The organism is Streptomyces sp. NPDC046122, assembly GCF_056429965.1.
On record NZ_JBWKLQ010000003.1, the window covers coordinates 710,534 to 730,660 of the forward strand.

Genomic DNA, 20,127 nt, shown 5'->3' on the forward strand with positions numbered 1-20,127 from the left:
GGTTGTGTAGGACGACCCCCTTCTTCACGGGGAGGCTTGGTTTGGGAAACACATGGTTTTGGTTCCATCGGGGGGGAACCTTGCGACCGCGGTGCGACTGTCTCTCCGTGTGTCCCCCCCGCGGTCGTCCGTCACCCGGTGACCGGCAGCCGGGCCCCGTCACGCAGGAAGAGCGGAATCCGGTCCAGCGGCGCGTCGACCGTCACTCTGCGGCCACCCGCGTACGTCTCGCCCGTCCACGCGTCCGTCCACCGCGCCCCGGCCGGCAGGTACGCCGTACGGCTGGCCGCTCCCGCCTCCAGCACCGGGGCCACCAGCAGGTCGGGCCCGAGGAGATACGCGTCCGCGACGCCCCACGCCCGCTCGTCCCGCGGAAACTCCATGAACAGCGGGCGCATCGGCGGCAGCCCCTCCTCGTGGGCCGCACGCATCTGCTCCAGTACGTACGGCTTCAGGCGCTCACGCAGCCGCAGGTACCAGGAGAGGATCTCCTCCGCCCGCTCGCCGTACGACCAGACCTCGTTCGGCCCGCCCGTCATCGCGGGGCCGAGCGGCATCCCGGGGTCGCGGAAGCCGTGGAGCCGCATCAGGGGGGACAGCGCGCCGAACTGGAACCAGCGGACCATCACCTCGCGGTACGCCTCGTCGTCCGGGTCGCCGCCGTGAAAGCCGCCGATGTCGGTGTTCCACCACGGGATGCCGGACAGGGAGGTGTTCAGGCCGGCCGCGATCTGCCGCCGCAGGGTGGCGAAGTCGGTGCCGATGTCACCGGACCACAGGGCCGCCCCGTAGCGCTGACTGCCCGCCCACGCCGAACGGTTGAGCGTGATGATCTCGCTCTCGCCGGCCGCCAGCATGCCCTCGTAGAAGGTGCGGGCGTTCTCCCGCGGATAGAGGTTGCCGACCTCCGGGCCCGGGCCCGCGTGGTAGCGGAGATTGGCGGAGAAGCCCGGCTTGAGCTCCGGCTCGCAGGCGTCCAGCCAGAACGAGCGGATCCCGTACGGTTCGAGGTAGTTCTCCCGCACCCTGGACCAGACGAACGCGCGCGCCGCCGGGTTCGTGGCGTCGTAGAAGGCCACCTGTACGGGCTCGGCGACCTCCTTGTCCGGCCAGTCGGCGTGTGCCATCGGGCCGTACTCCGTGCCGATGAAGTAGCCCCGCTGTTCCATCGGCACGTGGTTCTCGCTCAGCGGTGACACCGACGGCCACACCGAGACGACGAGCCTGATGCCGAGTTCGTCCAGCTCGCGCGTCATGGCCGCCGGGTCGGGCCACTCGGCCGGGTCGAACTTCCACTCGCCCAGGTGGGTCCAGTGGAAGAAGTCGCAGACGATGACATCGATCGGCAGTCCGCGCCGCTTGTACTCGCGGGCCACCGACAGCAGTTCCTCCTGCGTGCGGTAGCGCAGCTTGCACTGCCAGAATCCGGCCGCCCATTCCGGCAGCATCGGGGCGCGGCCGGTCACGGCCGAATAGCGTCGCTGGGCCTCCGCCGGGTCGCCCGCGGTGATCCAGTAGTCGATCTGGCGCGCGCTGTCGGCGACCCAGCGCGTCCCGGTGCGCGCCAACTCCACCCGCCCGATGGCGGGGTTGTTCCACAGCAGGGTGTAACCGCGGCTGGAGGTGAGGACGGGGACGGTGACCTCGGCGTTGCGCTGGATCAGGTCGACGACCGCCCCCTTCTGGTCGAACAAGCCGTGCTGGTGCTGGCCGAGACCGTAGAGCCGCTCGCCCTCGTAGGCGGCGAAGCGCTGCTCCAGGCGGTGGTACCCGTTGCCGTTGGGGGTGTAGACGCGGGGGCCGGGCCACCAGAAGTGCGCGCGCTCCTCCGCGAGGAGTTCCCGCCCGTCGTCGGTGGCGGTGAACCGCAGCATGCCCTCGGCGTCGATCTCGGCGGTGATCGCGCCGTTCACCAGCGTGCCGGAGCGGGTGTCCGTCTTGACGGCCGACGCGGACGCCGGGGGCGCGTCGGTGAGCGCCCCCGGAAGCGCTTCGAACAGCGGTCCGCCCACCCGGGCGCGGACCCGGACGGCGTCGGGACCCCACGGTTCGATGCGCACGGTCTCCTGACGTCCGCTCCATTCCAGACCGCAGTCACGCTCCCGGACGGTTCCTGCGGTGGGCGACGACTGGGCGAGGCCGGGTGACTGGTCCACGGGCGAGACTCCTGAGGGCTGAGAGGGCACACGAAGAGCGCTATGGAAGAGCGGTGGGGGCGGGGGAGAGGGCAGGAGCGCAGAGGGGGACGGAGGGAGGGGGCGGAGGGGGCGCTCCGGGCGGTGCCGAGTGGCCTGCCTCGGGCGAGCCCCCGGTCTGCGGGGATTCCTCAGCGTGAGTGATTCCCAGCCGGAAAGGCATTCCCCGGCCCGAGGCATTCCGCGGCCCGAGCCGGCGACTGAACGTCAGGTGGAAACGGGCGCCGGGCCGCTGCTTGAACGCACGACGAGTTCCGGCTCCAGGAGGACGACATCGTCGTCGCCCCGTCCGTGGATCTTGGCCACCAGCTGATCGACGGCCTGCCGCGCCATCTCCCGCGCGGGGATGGTCACGGAGGTCAGACGGACCGAGCCCTGCAGCGCCACCTGCTCCGGGCAGATGGCGACCACCGAGATGTCCTCCGGCACGGCGCGCCTGTCCTGGCGCAACAAGCTGAGCAGGGGTTCCACGGCCTGCTCGTTCTGCACCACGAAGCCCGTAATGTTCGGGCGTTCGGTGAAGATCTGTCCGAGGGCGCCGACCACCGCCGTGTACGTACCCTCGCACGGGCGGTGCAGCACGCGAAGGCCGAGCTGCCGCGCACGGGCCCGCAGCCCGTCGATCGTCCGCTCCGCGAAGCCGGTCCTGCGCTCGTACACCGCCGGCGCTTCCCCGATCACAGCGATCTCGCGGTGTCCCAGCCCCGCGAGATGTTCCGCACACAGGGCGCCGGCCCGGGTGAAATCGAGATCCACACAGGTCAGGCCGGTGGTCTCGGCCGGCAACCCGATGAGCACCGCGGGCCGGCCGCTGTCCCGCAGCAACGGGAGCCTGGCGTCGTCCAGTTCCACGTCCATCAGGATGACGGCGTCGGCGAGACCGCTGCCCACCACGCGGCGCACAGCGGCAGGCCCCTCCTCGCCGGTGAGCATCAGCACGTCGAACCCGTGCTCACGGGCTTGGGTGGCGACCGCGATGGCGATCTCCATCATGACCGGTACGTACATGTCCGTGCGCAGCGGCGTCATCAGCGCGATGATGTTGGACCTGCTGCTCGCCAGGGCCCGCGCCCCGGCGTTCGGGTGGTAGCCGAGTTCCTTGATGCTGTGCTCGACCCGTTGCCTGGTGACCGCGGAGATGGTCCTCTTGCCGCTGAGGACGTAGCTCACCGTACTGGCGGAGACTCCGGCGTGCTGCGCCACGTCGGCAAGGGTGACCATCTGATCTCCAGGTGATGAAGCGCTTCGACAGCGCACTGTGCAGCGGTCTCTCGGCTGGGCATTTACACTAATGCGACCAACTGGAGACTGTCCAGAGCTCGAATCGAAGCGCTTCGATAATTCCCCGGTGGAGCAGGTGGTTCGGTGGGCGTGCCGGGGCCCGTCGTCGTCGCGGGCCCCGGCAGTCGCACCGGTCGTGCGGCGGGGCCTTTCCCCGGCCTGCCGCCCCGGCGCTCAGGCCAGTTCCAGCACCAGCTTGCCGACGTTCTCGCCGCGGAAGAGCATCTGCAGCGTCTGGGGGAAGTCGTCCACCGTCCCCTTCACCACGTGTTCCTTGACCTTGAGCCGCCCGTCGCCGATCCACCCGGCGATCTCCTCCGCGGCCTGCGTGTAGCGCTTCGCGTAGTCGAAGACCACGAAGCCCTCCATGCGGGCACGGCGTACGAGCAGGGACAAGTAGTTCGACGGGCCCTTGACCGGCGTCGCGTTGTTGTACTGGCTGATCGCGCCGCAGACCACCACACGCGCGTGCATGGCCAGCCGGGTCAGCGCGGCGTCGAGGATCTCCCCGCCGACGTTGTCGAAGTAGACGTCGATGCCGTCCGGGGTCTGGTCGCGCAGCGCACGCTTGACGTCGCCGGCGCGGTAGTCGATCGCCGCGTCGAAGCCCAGCTCGCCGGTGAGCAGCGCGCACTTCTCGGGCCCTCCGGCGATGCCGACGACACGGCATCCCTTCACCTTGGCGATCTGTCCGGCCATGGTGCCGACCGCGCCCGCCGCGCCGGAGACGACGACGGTCTCCCCCTCCTTGAGCGCGCCGACGTCCAGCAGGCCGAAGTACGCCGTCATGCCGGGCATTCCGAGGGCGCCGAGGTACGTCGAAGGCGGTGCGAGAGAGGTGTCGATCCTCAGCGCGCCCTTACCGTCGGAGACGACGTGCTCCTGAACGCCGAACGTGCCGACGACGTGGTCGCCGGGCTTGAAGTCGGGGTGTTCGGAGGCGGTCACCTCGACGACCGATCCCGCACGCATCACTTCGCCGATCCCGACGGGCGGGAGATAGGACGGCCGGTCGTCCAGCCAGCCGCGCATCGCCGGGTCCAGTGATATGACGCGGGTCCTGCCCGTGAACCGGCCGGGGCCGGGAGCCTCGGCGGGCACGGTGACGTGTTCCCAGTCGCTGGTCTTGACGTCGCCCACGGGGCGGGCTGCCAGACGAATCTGGCGGTTGGTCGCAGACATGAAGCCTCCCTGATCGTCCATCGACCCCATGACCATACCGACCAGTAGGTACGCCTGTACCTGTGATCTGCGCCACGCCATGGTGGTGCGGTGTGGGACCCCGGGCTCAGCGGCATGCGGACTACGCCTGGTGGTTGACGGATTCCGGGAGGAGGAGCCCGCCTCAGGACGAGTCTGCGTAGCGGGCGGCAATGGCGGCGGCGCGGTTGCGCAGGGAGGTGCGCAACGACTCCGGGGCCAAGGCTTCCGCGTCCGTGCCGAGCTCCCACAGCGCCCACTCCGCGTGTCGCAGGTCCTGGTACGTCACCTCCAGCCGCAGCCACCCGTCTGCTTCCGGTTCCGTGGCGCGCACGGCTATGGCGGTTCTCAGCAGGTCCTCCCGCCGCTCCGGGTTCACCCGCGCCGGCACAGTGATGTGATCACGGGACAGAAACTGCGCGCAGCGTTCCCGCCAGGCCCGGTCGAGATCGACCCGGTTCGGTCGCTGCGCCGGTTCGGGAAGTTCCTCGGCTGCCAGCATCCGCGACAGCCGGTAGGTGCGGTCCGCGCCGGATCTCGTGGCCAGCAGGTAGCCCCGGTCGCGTACGGTGACCAGGCCGATCGGGTCCACGGTGCGCCACTGCGGTGCCTGGTCCGTGGCCGCGTAGTGGATGCGCAGCTTGTGTCCGGCGAGCACCGCGCGCCGGATCTCGGTCATGGTCGAGCCGGGCACTTCCGCGGCGGCCGGCCGGCGTGGGAGCAGGTCGGTGTCCGGCTCGACGAGAAAGCGCTGGGCCGCGTCGCTCGCGATGGCCCGATGGTTTTCGGGCAGCGCGTCCACCACCTTGCGCAGGGCTGAAGCGAGCGCCGAGCCGAGGCCCAGCACCTGTTCGCCGCGCCCGGATCCGGCGGTCAGCAAGGCAAGGGCTTCGTCGTGGTTCAGTCCGGTGAGCTCGGTCCGGAAGCCGGGCAACAGCGCGAACCCGCCGTGCCGGCCGCGTTCGGCGTACACCGGCACGCCGGCCGCCGACAGCGCCTCGATGTCGCGCAGCACGGTACGGGTGGACACCTCGAGCTCGCGGGCCAGCGTGTCCGCAGTCAGCCGACCGCGCTGACGCAGCAGCAGCACCAGCGAGACCAGCCGATCGGCGCGCATGCGCGGAACCCTATCGAATACATGACCAACGGTGTCGTGATTCGTTGGAAGGCTCGTGTGCACCGACGTCGACGGTGGCCGCTACCGCACCGATGGACGTATGTACGCCCAAGAAATCCGATGGAGCTGATGTGGCAGTGGAACGAACGGCAGTCAATCCGGTGACGTGGTCGGTCGAGATGGGCTTCAACCAGGGCGAGTTGGTCTCCGGGCACACCCGAACCCTTTACTGCTCCGGACAGACCGCGATGAGCGGTGACGGCAGGCCCCGGCACGAGGGTGACATGGCCGCACAGTTGGCGCTGAGCCTCGACAACCTGGAAGCCGTGCTGGGCGAGGCCGGCATGTCCCTCGCGAACCTCGTCCGGCTCAACGTCTACACCACCGACGTCGATCTGCTGTTCCCGCACTACGGCGTGCTGGCGTCGCGGCTGGGCGCCGCCGGGGTGGCGCCGGCCACCACGATGCTCGGGGTGACACGGCTGGCGATCCCCGGCCAGCTGGTCGAACTCGAGGGGACCGCCGTCGCGTGATGCGACCTCGCCGCCGCCTCTGTCGCGCGTGCCGGTCGACGTCCGGCGCGGAATCCCGCTGAACCCCTCGCGCGGTCAAGCCGTTTCCGGTCGCCTTCCGAAGGCGCGGACAGCAGGGTTGGTTCGTCCCATTGACCGAACGGGCGGCGAGTGTTCCACACGGCTCTGACAACAGGGCTTCGCCCGGCGCAGCGGGGGAGGGGCCCGGCGGATCAAGGGCGAGGCCCGAAGACACCGACCCCGCCGCGGTATCACGGAGAACTTGAGCCTGGGTCGTGGCCGGACGTCACGTCGGTCCAGTCGATCCTGTAGTACTTCAACCGTTCGTCCTCCCCGGCCAGTCGCATGCCGACAGCGGTCATGACGTGCTGGGACGCGGCGTTGTCGCGATCGGTGTCGCCCTGCACGCAAGTGACACCCCGGGCGCGGGCGAACGCCATGAGGGCACGCAGGGCCTCGGTGGCGTACCCCCGGCCTCGTGCTGCCGGGATCAGGCCGTACCCGATGGTGACGCTGCCGTTCTGGTCCGGAGGGCCGTGGAAGCCGAGCCCGCCGATCGCGCGCCCGTCGTCGCGGAGCCGGATCTCGTAGGGCCCGAAGGGCCGCGGGTCACCGGTGCTCCGGCAGGTACGCAGGTACCGCCGGGCCGCGATGGCGTCGCCGGAAGGTTCCGGCGCCCACTGGGCATGGTTGTCGCTTTCGCCCGCCACTACGTGTTCCGCCTCACTGGGGCTCAGTGGATGAAGTGTGAGCCGTGCTGTTACGAGATCGTCCATGCGGTCGGAGTATCACGACCGAAGGCCCCGTCGCACGCGACTTGTGGGCGGGCGGGGGCCCCGGCGAGGAGGTCCAGGACGACAGCGGCGGTCCAGCTGAAGTGCCTCGTGCCGCAGGCCTGGCCGGTCCGGGGGTCGACGTACTCGGCGAAGCCGGACGCGCCGGCCGTGTCGAGTACGGCCTGGCGCACGGCGTCGGCCAGACCGGTCGTGCCGTGCTTCCGCAGTCCCCGCTCCAGGAGCCAGTTGACGTTGAACCAGGCCGGTCCACGCCAGTATCGGGACGTGTCGAACGCCGGGTCCTGCACGTCGTAGCTGGGTACCAGCCGGGCCGTGGAGCCGAGGCCGAAGTGCCGCCCCGTCATGGTCCGCACCAGAGTGTGGGCCACGGGCTCGGGGAGTCCGGGGACGACGAGCGGCAACAGGCCGGTGACGCTCTTCTCCGGAAGCGCGGAATCCGTCCGTACGTCCCGGCAGAGGAAGAGGCCGGCGTCCTCGCTCCACAGCCGCCGCGTCAGCGCCGCCGTCAGACGGCGAGCCCGGGAACGATGGCGTTCCGTGTCCTCTCCGAGTTCCAGGGCGATATCGGCCAGGGCGTACTCGGACAGGATGAGCAAGGCGTTGAAACCGGGATCCTCGACCATGAACGCGTGCTCAGCGCCCTGGTCGCGGTAGCCGCCGTCCCGGTAGTGCGCGGCCAGACTGACGTAGCGGCCGTAGTCCAGGTCGGTGGGCCGGTCCGAGGCCGCGCCGTGACTCAGGTCGGCCCTGCGGAAGGATCCGGCGGGGGCGGGTTCGACCGCGCCGAGCGGACCGTCCCAGCAGGGACTGTTGTCCATGCCGGACTCCCACGGGTGGAGTACGGCGGCGAGCCCGTGGCCGCCGAAGTCGCGGCAGTCGATCAGATAGTCGTGCCATGCGATCAGAGCCGGACGGAGTCGCTCAAGGAACCGCCTGCGGCGCGACGCCTCCGGATCACTGCGGTGGACCAGCAGGGCGGCCAGCGCGTGAACGGGCGGCTGCACGATGCCGGACGTCTCCCGGGCGACGGGCGCGCCCGCCGCCCGGCCCGCGGCGGAGGACCGCCAGAAGTCGGGACTCGGGAAGTACGCCTGGAGCGGTACGGCGGGATTGAAGACGATGTGGGGGATACGGCCGTCGGCCCACTGGGCGCCGAGGAGCGTCTCCAGCTCCTGTTGGGCGCGCTCCGGCGACACATGACGCAGCCCGATCGCGATGAAGGCGGAGTCCCAGCTCCACTGGTGGGGGTAGAGGCTGGGGGAGGGGACCGTCGAGGCGCCGGTCCAGTTGTCCGAGAGGACCTGAGCGGCCGCGCGCCGCAGCACATCCCGGCGGGCGGTACCGGGAGCGGCGGGAGCGGCTGTGGAGACCGGCCCCGCCTGCGCGGGAACGCGTGCCCTGAGCGCCTGCGGCGCGGTCAGGGAGCTCTCACTGTCGGTGAGTGACTCGGGGACGGCTTGTCCGGGGACAAGCGGGTCGCGGGTGACGCCTTCCACTACAGGAGCTCCAGATGCTTGGGCCGCGCTGGCTAGCGAAAGGCTACGCACCGGGCCTGGCGAAACGTACAGGTCGGGAGAGTGATAATTCCGACATCACCCTTGAAACCGTCGTGGAGCCTGACTCCCGAGGTCAGTGCGACGGGATGGCCTCATGTGACGCCACTCCCGCTTCGCACGCCCCGCACACGCGCCGACTGGGAGCGGCAACGCCCGGTTCCTCGCCGCGCGGGCCGCGCATAGGGCAATGGGGGCTACTCGCTCACGAGGTCGGCGTGTGGCGCCGCTCACACCGCCGGGCCGTGCCTACAGTGCCCAGCCACCGTCCGTAATGGGAGAGAGGACACCCTGTGCGCTGGGCATACATCGGTTCGTTCACCTCCGGTGGCGGCCGCGGGATCACGGTCGCGTCCGTCGACGCGGCGACCGGGGCGCTGACCCCGCGCACCTCCGTCGACACCGTCGTCAACCCCTCCTGTCTCGCCCTCGACGCGGCGAGCGGAGTGCTCTACGCGGTGAGCGATACGGAGCCGGGCGCGGTCGCGGCCTTCCGCACCGGGGCGGACGGCAGTCTCACCGCCCTCGGCCCGGCGGTGGATTCGGGCGGTCGGGGTCCCACCCACCTCAGCGTCGTGGGCCGACGGCTGTTCACCGCCAACTACGGCTCCGGCAGCGTCAGCAGCTTCGGGACCAAGCCCGACGGAAGCGTTTCGGGCGCACCCGCCGTGCTGGCGCACCACGGTTCGGGCCCCGACGGTGAACGGCAACGGGGACCGCACGCCCACCACGTGCTGCCCGACCCCAGCGGCCGGTGGGTGCTCACCGTGGACCTGGGCACCGACTCGGTCCGGGTGTGCGAGCTCGACGAGGTGTCGGGTGAACTCCGGGTGCGGGCGGAAACGGCCCTCCGTGCCGGGTCCGGACCGCGTCACCTCGCCTTTCATCCGGACGGCGACGTGGTGTACGTACTCCACGAGCTGGAACCGCAGATGACCGTGTGCCGTTTCGATCCCGTCTCAGGGGAGCTGGAGCCGTCGGCGGAGGTGGCGATCGACCCGGAGGGCGCCCCCGAAGGGGAACGGGTGCACCCCTCGGTGGTCTGCGTCCCGTCCGACGGGCGTTTCGTACGGGCCGCGGTGCGCGGCGCCAACACGATCCTGACGTACTCCCTCGCCGACGGCGCCGAGAAGCCACGGCTCACGAGCAGTGTGGGCTGCGGCGGGGTGTGGCCGCGCGACCTGGTCGCCGACCCCTCGGAGCGGCGGCTGTACGTGGCCAACGAGTGGTCGGGGGACGTCACCTGGTTCGACGTGCACGCGGAGAGCGGCCGACTGACCTCCGCCGGCGCGGTGGAGGTTCCGGCCGCGGCGTGCGTGGTCTTCTCCTGACGACCGGACACCCACCTCGTACGAGGCGGCTGACGACGCGAGAGCGACGGCGCCGCGCCGTCGCCCTCAGCCCTTGATCACACAGAACGGATGGCCGGCCGGATCGGTGAGGCCCCGCCACTTGTCCGCGTGGGGCTGGTGATCCGGTTTGCCCGCGCCGAGTTACAGCAGCCGGGCCTCGGCTTCGTCCAGGTCGTCCACCGTGAAGTCGAGGCTCTGCGAGCCGAATCGCCTTGTGATGGAATCTCCACCGACGCGCCCGGTGTGCGACACGACGCCACGGACGCCCGGGCTGGGCAGGGCGAAACGGTGCGGGACAGGGAGACGGTGGACCGGTGGCGGGTGGACACGAGGCACGCGTCACGGCCCCCGGTACTCGATCGCTGCCGACAGGCGCCCTCGGACGGGAGTCGGGTCGGACCCGGCAGCTCCTGGCCACCGGGGAGTGGCGTCCCGCCTCGGCGGACGCCGAAGCGGCGCGGGCCGTCCTCGTCCGGCTCACCGCCCCGCTCCCGACCCGGCGGGCCGCGACAGGACGCACTTCGGCCATGGACCGGGACCGGCGGCTGCAACGCGTCCTGCGCACCACGCTGCATCATCTCGACGCCGGCGCCGTCAGTGCGCCCGCCGCCGCTCTCCTGGCCGCCGTCGCGCGCGCCCTCCTGCCCTGGCACGCCCACCCGAACCCACCGGCCGCGGCGGCAGCCCCCGCATACGGGGCCGCGCCGAGGAGAGCGGACGGCGTGGTGGTGCCGCCGACCGGTGCGGGCGAGGCCCTGCTACCCGAGCTGGTCGCGCTGTTCACCGCCCTGGCGGTGGGGTGCCCGCCCGGGGCCGCCCCGCGCACGCCCCGGGCCGTCCCGTGGCAGGCCACGTACGCAGGTGGTTTCCGTCGCTACGCGAGACCCGCCCCGGGGGTGTGGACGGCCGAGACCGTCGGCTGCCCGGGGTGCGGGGGCACGGCCGGCCCGTGGACCGTGGCCTGCGACTGGCGTGTGATCACGCTGGGCTGCCCGTGCGGGGTGGTGACGCGAGACCACCGCCTGGCCTTCTCCGAGGTCTGGCTCCTCTTGCCGGACGACTGAAGCAGACGCACGGCCAACCGCTGTGCGACGGTTCCTATTCGCTGTGCACGATCTGGATCAGGTTGCCGCAGGTGTCGTCCAGAACCGCAGTGGTGACCGGGCCCGTCTCCAGCGGGTTCTGGGTGAACCGCACCCCGAGCTCGCGCAGCCGGCTGAACTCCGCATGCACGTCGTCCACGGCGAAGGACGTGGCCGGAATGCCGTCCGCTACCAGCGCCTCCGTGTACGGCTTCACTGCGGGGTGGCCGTCCGGCTCCAGCAGCAGTTCGGTCCCGTCGGGATCTTCGGGCGAGGCCACGGTCAGCCACCGGTCCTTCCCCAGCGGGACGTCGGCCTTCTTCACGAAGCCCAGCACGTCGGTGTAGAACCGCAGGGCCTTCTCCTGGTCGTCGACGAAGACGCTGGACAGATGGATCCTCATGGAGTGCCCTCCGGTGCAGTGGGCCTGAGCCACCGTGTGGCGATGCGCTCAAGGGGTTCGGTGTTCAGGTCGTGGAATTTGTAGCGGCCCTCGCGCCGCGAAAGAACCAGACCCGCGGATTCCAGCACGGTCAGGTGCTGGCTGATCGCCTGGCGGGACAGCCCCAGGCCGTGCTTGGTCACCAGCCGTGTGCAGATCTCGAACAGGGTCTGGCCGTCCCGTTCCACCAGCTCGTCCAATATGCGCCGACGGGTGGGGTCGGCCAGTGCCTTGAAGACGTCCTCCGCCATGACCCCACCATAGGCAAGTGACGGCTTACCTATCCAGTGGGCCGGCGGCCGGTCGCGGGGCAGGCGGTCAAGGTCCGCCTTTTGCTCGGATTGACAACCGCGCGAGGGGGAAGGCGCGTACCCAGACGTACACGCCTGGCCCAGCAGTAGTCAGATTTTACGAAGGTGAGAGCCCGTGACCGCTGAGATTCGCAACCTCAACGTAGAAGTCGAGATCCCCGACCCCGAAACCGCGATCATGACGGTCGGCGGCGATCTCGACTTCGACACGTCGACGCTGCTCAACCATCACCTGGCCAATCAGATCGCCCATGGACGGCGTCACCTGGTGCTGGATCTCTCCGGTCTCGACTTCATCGACTCGTCGGGGTTGAACGTCCTGGTCAAGGCCAACCGCGAGACGCGGCTCGCCAACGACCACCTCTACCTCGTCGCTCCCGCCCCCGCGGTCCGTCGACTCCTGGAGATCACGGGGATGAGTACCGTCACTCCTACGTGTGCCACGGTCGAGGAGGCACTTCTCGCCCGCTCCGCGACGGATGCGTCGCGGACTGCGGAGATGCCGTCGAACCTCTGATCCGCAGTGGCGCGGAAAGGGTCACGGCGTAGGTGCCCGCGCTTGCCGCCGCCCGGCGGGGCCGAGGGACGTCGGACCCGCCGGGCGGCATAAGCCGAGCTGCTAGCCCGCGTACGTCTCGTACTCGGCGACCTGCGGCGTGCCGTTCGAGCCGGTGATCTCGAAGGTGATCTTGTTCAGTGCGGTCCGGGGGAAGGTGATGACGCCCGCCCCGCTGCCGGAGGTCAGGACGGCGCCGGTGTCACCGTTGACGACCCTCCAGGAGCCGATCCTGCCTGCGGCGGTTGATGCCTCCCTGACGTTGATCTTGGACACCGTGGTGGGGGAGCTCCACTTGATCGAGACGGCGCCGGTCGAGCCCGCCGGCGACCAGTAGGTGCGCATGTCACCGTCGCGCACATTGCCGTAGCTGGTCCCGTCGGCCTTGCTGGAGCCGTCGGAACCTGCCCCGATGCTGAGGTTGTTCCCGCCGGGCTGAGTCGGTGTCGGTGTCGGTGTGGGGGTGGTGGGCCCCGGAGTGGGGTTGGTCGGTGTCGGCGTCGGTGTCGGCGTCTGGGGTGAGCAGCTGCCGTTCGACACCTTCAGCCCCTTGTTGGCGCCTGCTGTCTCACTCACGACGCTCGGCACGCAACTGGCCGCGTCGAGGGCGTACGCGTAAGGGATGCTGACCGTGGTGTTGGACTTCGGATCGGGGCCGGCCGGGTTGTTCTCGCTACCGCGGGCGGACCACGTCACGTTGTCGAAGATGTTGCCGCTGACCTGCCAGTATCCGGCCGCGTCGGTGTAGAAGGTGCCCAGGACGTCCTTGGAGTCCTTGAAGTAGTTGTTGTCCACCTTGGCGCGAGCTCCGGCGCGGGAGTTGATGCCGGACTCATTGAGGTTCACGTACGAGTTGTTGTAGATGTGCGCTGTGCCGCCACGCAGCAGGGGTGCGCGGGAGTCGATGTTGTCGTACAGGTTGTGGTGGTACGTGATGAAGCCGTTCGAGAGGTCGCTCTCACTGGATCCGACGAGGCCACCGCGGCCGGAGTTGCGCAGGATGCTGTAGGACAGGGTCACGTACTGGGTGTTGTCCTTCATGTCGAAGAGGCCGTCGAACCCCTCCGACTCGCCACCGGACGCCTCCAGGGTCGTGTGATCGACCCAGACGTTGCGGACGTTGCTCTCCATGCCGATGGCGTCGCCACCGTTGGATATGGGCGAGCCCGACTTCTTGACGTTCCGGACGGTCACGTTCTGAATGATGATGTTGCTGGCATCACGAATGTGGATGCCCAACTGGTCGAAGACGGCCCCGCCGCCGACCCCGACGATCGTGACGTTGCTGATCTGCTTGAGTTCGATGACGCCGTCGGCGGTGCTGCAACTGGCGCCCGACACCTTGCTGGTGTTGCCGTGGTTGATGGTCCCCTCCACCTGAATGGTGATCGGGGTGCTGCTGCTGGCCCTGCCGCACAGGGCCGCATGGATCGCGGTCCCGCTAGTGGCGCGCACGGTCTGCCCGCCGGCGCCACCCGTGGTCCCGCCGTTCTGGGTCGCGTAACCGGTGGCGCTGGTGGTAGCCGCCGATGCCTCGGGCGCCGACAGCGCCATGCCGGTGGCGGCCGCAAGGGCCATCGTGGCCAGTGCCGCGCAGAGTTGCAGTGTGACTGGTCGTCTCATGCTCGTCTCACCTTTCGTCTTCCTCGTTGAATGACGGGTGTTGCTGCTGCCTGCCGTGGTCGTTCTGGCAGGTCTGTACATCGTTCTGGCAGGCCGGTACGTCGAAGTGGCCGACCTGTCGTTGGGTGGGCCGGATGTGGTGCTCCGACTGAATGCGGATCGCATCGGGGGGTGGTCGTGGGCCGTCCGTGGTCGCTGCGGCCCTGGTCTCCCAGGTCGCCTTCGTCAATCGCGAGATCGGCAGACCTCACCTGTTGCGCACTGCTGCAACAGCCTCAAGTACAGGTGGCGTTGAGGGAGGACGCACATGCGTGGGCGGTCGTCGGGACCGAGCGGTGTGACCGGCGACCACTTACCGCCGGCGGCCGTCGCTGATGCGCGGCTGTGGGGGAGTGGTATGCGTCTTGGTCGTTGCGTACGTCCTTCGTTCCGTGGCGTGTCGATGCCGGTGCTGCCGTCGACGCGCCGGATCGGTGGTCGGTCATGCGCAAAGCTGCAGCAGGCGCCGCGCCGGTCGCTTCGAAAAGCGAGAGGGCTCGGAGCGGAGAAAGCGCTTTCTGTCCGCGAGGATAGGGCGGCCTCTGTTGAACTGGCAAGGTTCTGTACACGCTGCGTTTCGCCGGCCTGCGCGCGGCCGCGTTGTTGGAACCTGCAAGGAGGCGATCTTCGGCTGGGCGATCCACCCGTGGGACCTGCAGGTCGTGTTCACGAAGATGCATTTCGACACCGGCCCGCGCGACGCCGACTCGATCGTGCGCTGGACAGTGTGTCTGCCACCTTTCGCGGCATGACCGCCCGGTCCGACGACAACCAATGCGACTGCTACTGGGGCGGCTTGGAAGAGCTCCGCGCAGTTGCAGGTGCCGGATGGGGAGCTGGGCCCTGGCCTGCTGGTTCGCACCTGGCAGGCCCCCGACTGGCGCGGTCACGGCGCGGTCCTGCGCCGCATCCGGCCTCAGCTGACGAGGCTTGTTGCGCGCGCGGCTTCGTAAACCCCGCGTTCTACACGGACGACACGAGACGTACGAGGTACGACGTACCGCAGAGGCCGCCGAGTTGGACACCCTCACGCCGAGCCGAAACCGCCGGCCGCCGCGCGCGGTGCTCGGGCGGTAGGCCGTCGGAGCCCTCGGGCGTCTGTACCGGCCGGACGGTGAGGCCGACCCGTTCGCGCAGGCCGGTGGAGGTGGAGTAGTGGTTTTCGACCGTGCGCCAGCGGGCGATCCATGCGTTGCGGCAGGGACTGCTCCCGCGGGCCCGTAGCCGCTGAAGGCACACGTCCCCGGCGTGTCGACGAGAACGGTCAGGTCGTAGAAACCGGCGAGCTCCGGACGGGCGGTGAGGACGCCTTCGACGATGGTCGTGCCTCGGCACGGCATCTCACGTGGTGCGCCGGGGACCGCGGCGGTGTCCGCCCCGGCCAGGAAGGGCTCGTAACGGGCCGGGGCCCCCGCCACGAGTGGGGCGAGGATCTGGCGTCGTAGCCGGCGCCAGTCGAAGTAACTCCTGGTACCCCTTCACCGTGTCCATGGACAGGCGCGCGGTGGCGGGCATCGGGCGGAAGTAGTCGTCACCGTGGACGACCGTCGCATGCCCTCCACCGCCCAGATGCTCCGACAGCGCGGCGGCCGGCGTCGTCTTTCCGGCGCCCGCACGCCCGTCGAGGGCCACCAGCGTGCTGGATCCGCTCGGCCGTGCGGTGAGGGCTGCGACGATCTGCCGGATCGGCTCCTCGGGGCTCGTCACGTACAGCCTTACCGGCAGGCATCGCGGACGCGGGTACCGGGCGTTGCCCGGCTTCGACCGGGTTCCGCCCTTCACCCGAACGGCGTCCGGCTGGACCCGTCGTGCGACGGTGGGAACGGGCCGGCGGCCCCTGTCCGTACTCGCCCGAAGCCACTCGGGAATACGCCGCTGCGGCCGCACCGGAGGGGGTTCCGTTCCGGCGCGGGCCGTCGTGTCACCTTCGCCAGAACAGGTGGTGGGTCACGCCGCTCGGACTGGGAACGACGTCGAGATGGAACCGGTCGAGCAGCTCGTCGGGCGACTCCCACAGACGCAGTCCGGACCCCAGCTTCACGGGCGAGACCGCCACGTGCATGGTGTCGACGAGGTCGGCGTCGAGGAACTGCCGGATGGTGGTGACCCCGCCGCCGAGTCGGACGTCCTTGCCCCGCGCCGCCTCCCGCGCCTGGTCGAGGACGGTGGCCGGGTCGCCGCCGACGAAGTGGAACGTGGTGTCGGAGAGCGTGAACGACGGGCGCTTGTGGTGCGTCATGACGAACACCGGAGTGTGGAACGGGGGCTCCTCACCCCACCAGCCGCGCCACTCGTGGTCGGTCCAGGGCCCGCGCTGCGGACCGAACTTGTTGCGGCCCATGATCTCGGCGCCGATATTGCGTGTGTAGTCCCGCGTCACGTAGTCGTCGAGACCCCGGCTGCCTCCGGGGGCGGTGCGCATCGGCCAGCTCGCCGTGGCACCGGCCCAGGCGAACAATGTTCCGGGGTCGACATGGCCGAACGGGCGCTCAAGGCTCTGATCCTCACCGGCGCCGATTCCGTCGCTCGAGATGTTGAAGTTCTGCACTCGCAGTAGCTGGGTCATGTGTGTTCCTCCTGTGGTGTCGACGATGGTCCCGTGGTGTCGGCCATGGTGGTGAGACTTTCCGGGACGGGAAAACTCATCGCCGCGCCCGCCCGACTGGGCAACTGTGCGCCGCGGCCGCGCTCGAGTCCTTGAGGGCTCGTACTCCAGGCCGTGGAGACACGGCGTAGATCGTCAGGGCCGTGTGCGGAGGGAGAACGCGCCGAGGTGCGGAGCAGCCCGACGGCGGGCTGTCACGCCGTTCGCCGCGGCTGGCGCGCCTGTACGCCTCGGCGTCGGAGCGGGAACCGCTCAGCCGACGAGCGCCAGAGGGGCCGCTGCAACGAACAGCCCCTGCAAGGCCGTACGGGGGCCGAGCCGGGTGGCTCCGGGCAGCCGGCGCCGGGCGGCGGAAACGTTGGCCGGGAACATCGCGAGCATGAGTAGGAGGAGGCCGCCGACAGCCCACGGGGACGTCGCCGGAACGAGAACGCCTATCGCCCCCGCCAGTTCGAGCAGGCCGGTGAGCGTCACCAGCAGAGCCGGTTTGGGCAGGCCCGGCGGAACCATCGCTATGAGCTCGGCCCGGAGCCTGGGGAAGAAGTGGGCGAACGCGGTGAGCAGGAACATCAGCGAGAGTCCGACGAGCAGGGCGGGGTGCCAGCCGTCGAGTGCTTCCACGCCCAGCACGCCTGCGATGCGGGCGCCGGCGAAGCCGACGACGAGAGCGATGAGGGGTTCCACGGGTCCTCCGGCAGCATGCGGGTGCGATCATGGCGGCCATCTTGACGGTGTCAAGTTAACTCCGTCCAGCAAGATCTTGTCAACGACAAGAAAGAGGCCGCCTATGTGGAAGACGCGGCGAAGGCCCGGCCGCTCCTTGCCGAGCTGCAGGACGGTGTCGGGGAAGACGTCGACGTACGGCCGCCCCTGCGCGTCGACTCCGGCAGCAACATCACCATCGGGGCATGCACCTTCGTCCACTACAACCTGACCGCGCTGGACGTCGCGCGGATCGTCATTGGTGAGGACGGCCAGGTCGGCCCGAACGTACAACTCCTCACCCCCACGCATACTGGACAGACCGGCCCCCAGCGGCGCGAACGGATCCTCGCCGCCACCCGCGCGCCTGGCCGTCGCCCGCCTCACCGCCGCGGGCCGGCGGCCGGACAGCGGCGAGCCGGATCCGCGACACGCTCCCGCGCGCCGGGCGCAGCAGCCCCGGGAGGGCCGATAGGCAACCCCGACGGTGACGGGACTCCGAGGTGCCGGGCCGGTGCGCGGCTCGGCCGGCGACGGGGCGAGCACACGTCACCCACTGAGCCACCCCCGGAGCAGTCGGCTCACCGTCGGCATGGCCACGTACGTCATCAGGACGTTGTAAACGCAAGCGAGGACGGCGCCGGCCACGGCCACCGGAAATACGGCCAGGCGGGGAACCAGGAGGTAGCCGCCGAGCAGCGTGATCGGATAGATCGCCAGGGTGGCGCTGATCGCCATCTTCCAACGGGGAGGCGCGGGGCGGGTCGACCCGGGCTTCGCGAACCAGGTCTCCATGCCGGTCAGCGTTCGCCGGGCTATCTCCATGTGATGGTGACCTTCGCACCGGGCGAACCATGCCGCCCGTTCCGGGGACTCCTGCCAGGACCGGCAAGCCTCCGCGTCGCGGAAGCGGTGTACGAGGAACCAGGGGGCACCGTCCCCGGACGATCGGAACAACCCGTGGCCCAGGTGCCCGGGGAAGCGTGACGCGCTGTCGAGGATGCCCCTCGCCCACCGCTCGAAATCCGCCTCGTGACCCGGCTCCACCTGCCGGGCTATCAGCAGAGTCACCTCGTCGCTGTCGGCGGGGACACTGGCGTGCTCAAGACTGGGCGCAGACACTCGTTCGATCTCCTCGTGCTCGTGCCGCGCCCATGGACACCCTACGGCCCGATGCGTCCCGTCCCGCCGTGGCCCTGTGATCGGTCGCGGGACCCTGCCAGAAGCCTCTGTTGCAGCGTCCCGCGAAGACGCCCTGCCGGAGACGTCGGCCACGGCCGGCCGGCGCTGCGTGCAACCGGAAGCGGGACGACGGGAATGATTACACGCAAGCCACGTGTGCGACCCGCCGCTGGCATATGACAGCCTCCGGCGTTTCCGCGTTCCGGCGATCTACTCTGCGGTCACCACGCCCCTGACGGGCGGGGTGATCCCAGCGGCACCGACCGACACCGACCTGGAGGAAGAGATGGCCAGCCCGCACCAGCCGTTCGGCACTGTCGTCAGCAGCATCGGCGTGAACCTGCGCAAGTACCCCAGCACTGACTCGGCGGTCACCGGAACACTCGATCACGGCGCCGAGATCGGCCTGAGGAGCAAGGTCCGCGCCCAGGTCATCGACGGCAACGGCATCTGGTACCTGCTGCGGGACCAGCCCTTCTGGGTCGCCGCGCGGCACGTGCAGAACACCGGACAGGTACCCCTGTCCAAGGATGTGGAGCCCCAGGGCTGACGGATCGCCCGCACCGGGCCTCGGACACGAGGGAGCTCCGCCGAGCGCGAAGCGCCCAAGCGACGGCCGCCTTCAGCCGTCGCGGGTGTCACCGCCGGCCGCCCACGACAGGCGCCCCCCACCGTCCTCACGTCCACCCGTCTGTGTGAGGGTGACTCCCCGGACCGTTCGAAGGGGAATCACCGCCGCCATGCACACGCCGAGCCTTCCTCGAGACCTCGACAGCCCCGCCCGCCTGTGGGCGCGGGCCGTCACCTTCGCACTGGTGGAGGAGGCATGCGGCGACGGCCGGCCCGAGCACGTACTCGACGAGCACGGGTTGTGGTGCCACGCGACCGGCGGGTGCGGGTGGTGGCGGCTGACCCTCGTCGAGGAGGGCCGTGCCGTCTTCGTCGGCCAGGACCCGGACGGCAGCCACACCCACATCGACGGCGAGCAGATCGACTTCCTTGCGGGCGGCCCGGACTGGCTGCCCTGGGAACAGCTGCGCGACGACGCCGAGGGCAACCTCTTCGGCTTCGTCTACTGGTGGGAGGGCGGCGCCTGGCACCGCATCCTCTACCCGGAGCAGTTGCCGGAGGACGGGCTCGAAGGCGCGGCGCCGTGGGTGGGCTCGGAGGAGGAGTTCTGCGTCCTCACGGCCGCCCTGGCGCGTGCCGACGGCCTGGCGCGGACGCAGGAGCTGCACGAGGCAGTCACCCGCTTCCGTGACCGGGCGGAGGATCGCGCTGTCGACGAAGCGGCCGTGGCGGCGCTCCTGACCGCGGTGCTTCCGGACGGCGTACCTCCGCAGAGGCTGGAGGCCGCCATGGACCTCGTAGTACGGGCCGGTCTCGGCGCGTCCGCTCCCGAGCGCCGGTGTGCCGGCTCGTCGTGACGCGATCGGAGGCCGGGCCCGCTCCGTCGTGGGCGCTGGCCTCGCCCTCGGCCGTCGACGGTGCGGTCTCGGGGAGGAACTCGCCCACCCGAAGGCCGACGGCCGCAGCGCATGCAGGGCGGCGTCCCCG

The 20,127-nt window shown here is 70.1% G+C and carries 19 protein-coding genes and 2 pseudogenes; 8 read left to right on the forward strand and 13 right to left on the reverse strand.

Annotated features, from left to right (window positions below; genetic code table 11):
• Positions 1-131: 131 nt before the first annotated feature.
• The 4 genes from AC07FK_RS12540 to AC07FK_RS12555 all read right to left on the reverse strand — a co-directional run bounded on the left by AC07FK_RS12540 (position 132) and on the right by AC07FK_RS12555 (position 5,793).
• Entirely contained in the window at positions 132-2,156 is a 2,025-nt protein-coding gene (locus AC07FK_RS12540; RefSeq protein ID WP_479104849.1) for a glycoside hydrolase family 31 protein, read from the reverse strand.
• Positions 2,157-2,402: 246 nt separating this feature from the next.
• Positions 2,403-3,416 (reverse strand): LacI family DNA-binding transcriptional regulator, encoded by a 1,014-nt coding sequence (locus AC07FK_RS12545; RefSeq protein ID WP_479104850.1) that lies wholly within the window; start codon positions 3,414-3,416, stop codon positions 2,403-2,405.
• A gap of 234 nt (positions 3,417-3,650) precedes the next feature.
• Positions 3,651-4,658, reverse strand: a complete 1,008-nt coding sequence (locus AC07FK_RS12550) for an NADP-dependent oxidoreductase (protein ID WP_479104851.1) — start codon at positions 4,656-4,658, stop codon at positions 3,651-3,653.
• Positions 4,659-4,821: 163 nt separating this feature from the next.
• Entirely contained in the window at positions 4,822-5,793 is a 972-nt protein-coding gene (locus tag AC07FK_RS12555; protein WP_479104852.1) for a helix-turn-helix transcriptional regulator, read from the reverse strand.
• A 137-nt stretch (positions 5,794-5,930) separates the two neighbouring features.
• On the opposite strand from AC07FK_RS12555, the gene AC07FK_RS12560 reads away from it, so the two are divergent.
• Positions 5,931-6,326 (forward strand): RidA family protein, encoded by a 396-nt coding sequence (locus AC07FK_RS12560; RefSeq protein ID WP_479104853.1) that lies wholly within the window; start codon positions 5,931-5,933, stop codon positions 6,324-6,326.
• Between the two features lie 251 nt (positions 6,327-6,577).
• Here AC07FK_RS12560 and AC07FK_RS12565 read toward each other — a convergent pair whose 3' ends face one another.
• Both AC07FK_RS12565 and AC07FK_RS12570 read right to left on the reverse strand, forming a co-directional pair.
• Positions 6,578-7,036, reverse strand: coding sequence for a GNAT family N-acetyltransferase (locus tag AC07FK_RS12565; RefSeq protein ID WP_479104854.1), 459 nt, complete (start codon positions 7,034-7,036; stop codon positions 6,578-6,580).
• A gap of 50 nt (positions 7,037-7,086) precedes the next feature.
• A complete protein-coding gene (locus AC07FK_RS12570; protein WP_479104972.1) occupies positions 7,087-8,544 on the reverse strand; it encodes an MGH1-like glycoside hydrolase domain-containing protein in 1,458 nt (485 codons plus the stop codon).
• 425 nt (positions 8,545-8,969) lie between these two features.
• On the opposite strand from AC07FK_RS12570, the gene AC07FK_RS12575 reads away from it, so the two are divergent.
• On the forward strand, positions 8,970-10,007 hold the full coding sequence (locus AC07FK_RS12575) for a lactonase family protein (protein ID WP_479104855.1): 1,038 nt from the start codon (positions 8,970-8,972) through the stop codon (positions 10,005-10,007).
• 66 nt (positions 10,008-10,073) lie between these two features.
• On the opposite strand, the pseudogene AC07FK_RS12580 reads toward AC07FK_RS12575, so the two are convergent.
• A pseudogene (locus AC07FK_RS12580) lies at positions 10,074-10,214 on the reverse strand (VOC family protein); the annotation flags it as partial.
• 128 nt (positions 10,215-10,342) lie between these two features.
• On the opposite strand from AC07FK_RS12580, the gene AC07FK_RS12585 reads away from it, so the two are divergent.
• Positions 10,343-11,092, forward strand: coding sequence for a hypothetical protein (locus AC07FK_RS12585; protein WP_479104856.1), 750 nt, complete (start codon positions 10,343-10,345; stop codon positions 11,090-11,092).
• A 34-nt stretch (positions 11,093-11,126) separates the two neighbouring features.
• Here the strand turns inward: AC07FK_RS12585 and AC07FK_RS12590 are convergent, their stop codons facing one another.
• Both AC07FK_RS12590 and AC07FK_RS12595 read right to left on the reverse strand, forming a co-directional pair.
• Positions 11,127-11,513 (reverse strand): VOC family protein, encoded by a 387-nt coding sequence (locus AC07FK_RS12590; protein ID WP_479104857.1) that lies wholly within the window; start codon positions 11,511-11,513, stop codon positions 11,127-11,129.
• The gene (locus AC07FK_RS12595; protein WP_479104858.1) at positions 11,510-11,803 is read right to left on the reverse strand and encodes an ArsR/SmtB family transcription factor; all 294 of its coding nucleotides are present in this window, start codon (positions 11,801-11,803) and stop codon (positions 11,510-11,512) included. The genes AC07FK_RS12590 and AC07FK_RS12595 overlap by 4 nt, the downstream gene beginning before the upstream one ends.
• A gap of 175 nt (positions 11,804-11,978) precedes the next feature.
• Between AC07FK_RS12595 and AC07FK_RS12600 the strand changes: the two genes are divergently transcribed.
• Positions 11,979-12,380 carry an STAS domain-containing protein gene (locus AC07FK_RS12600; RefSeq protein WP_479104859.1) on the forward strand — a complete coding sequence of 134 codons (402 nt, stop codon included), beginning with the start codon at positions 11,979-11,981 and terminating at the stop codon, positions 12,378-12,380.
• 102 nt (positions 12,381-12,482) lie between these two features.
• Here AC07FK_RS12600 and AC07FK_RS12605 read toward each other — a convergent pair whose 3' ends face one another.
• Positions 12,483-14,042: a pectate lyase family protein gene (locus tag AC07FK_RS12605; protein WP_479104860.1), complete on the reverse strand. Its 1,560-nt coding sequence runs from the start codon at positions 14,040-14,042 to the stop codon at positions 12,483-12,485.
• A 584-nt stretch (positions 14,043-14,626) separates the two neighbouring features.
• On the opposite strand from AC07FK_RS12605, the gene AC07FK_RS12610 reads away from it, so the two are divergent.
• Positions 14,627-14,833: a hypothetical protein gene (locus tag AC07FK_RS12610; protein WP_479104861.1), complete on the forward strand. Its 207-nt coding sequence runs from the start codon at positions 14,627-14,629 to the stop codon at positions 14,831-14,833.
• 1,169 nt (positions 14,834-16,002) lie between these two features.
• Here AC07FK_RS12610 and AC07FK_RS12615 read toward each other — a convergent pair.
• Positions 16,003-16,647 carry a dihydrofolate reductase family protein gene (locus AC07FK_RS12615; RefSeq protein ID WP_479104862.1) on the reverse strand — a complete coding sequence of 215 codons (645 nt, stop codon included), beginning with the start codon at positions 16,645-16,647 and terminating at the stop codon, positions 16,003-16,005.
• A 291-nt stretch (positions 16,648-16,938) separates the two neighbouring features.
• Positions 16,939-17,370, reverse strand: a complete 432-nt coding sequence (locus tag AC07FK_RS12620) for a DoxX family protein (protein ID WP_479104863.1) — start codon at positions 17,368-17,370, stop codon at positions 16,939-16,941.
• 93 nt (positions 17,371-17,463) lie between these two features.
• On the opposite strand from AC07FK_RS12620, the pseudogene AC07FK_RS12625 reads away from it, so the two are divergent.
• Positions 17,464-17,745: pseudogene (locus AC07FK_RS12625) on the forward strand (LbetaH domain-containing protein); the annotation flags it as partial.
• Positions 17,746-17,937: 192 nt separating this feature from the next.
• On the opposite strand, the gene AC07FK_RS12630 reads toward AC07FK_RS12625, so the two are convergent.
• Positions 17,938-18,510, reverse strand: a complete 573-nt coding sequence (locus AC07FK_RS12630; protein ID WP_479104864.1) for an antibiotic biosynthesis monooxygenase — start codon at positions 18,508-18,510, stop codon at positions 17,938-17,940.
• A gap of 214 nt (positions 18,511-18,724) precedes the next feature.
• Between AC07FK_RS12630 and AC07FK_RS12635 the strand changes: the two genes are divergently transcribed.
• A complete protein-coding gene (locus tag AC07FK_RS12635) occupies positions 18,725-19,120 on the forward strand; it encodes an SH3 domain-containing protein (RefSeq protein ID WP_479104865.1) in 396 nt (131 codons plus the stop codon).
• A 190-nt stretch (positions 19,121-19,310) separates the two neighbouring features.
• On the forward strand, positions 19,311-19,997 hold the full coding sequence (locus AC07FK_RS12640; protein WP_479104866.1) for a hypothetical protein: 687 nt from the start codon (positions 19,311-19,313) through the stop codon (positions 19,995-19,997).
• The last annotated feature ends 130 nt before the right edge of the window (positions 19,998-20,127 follow it).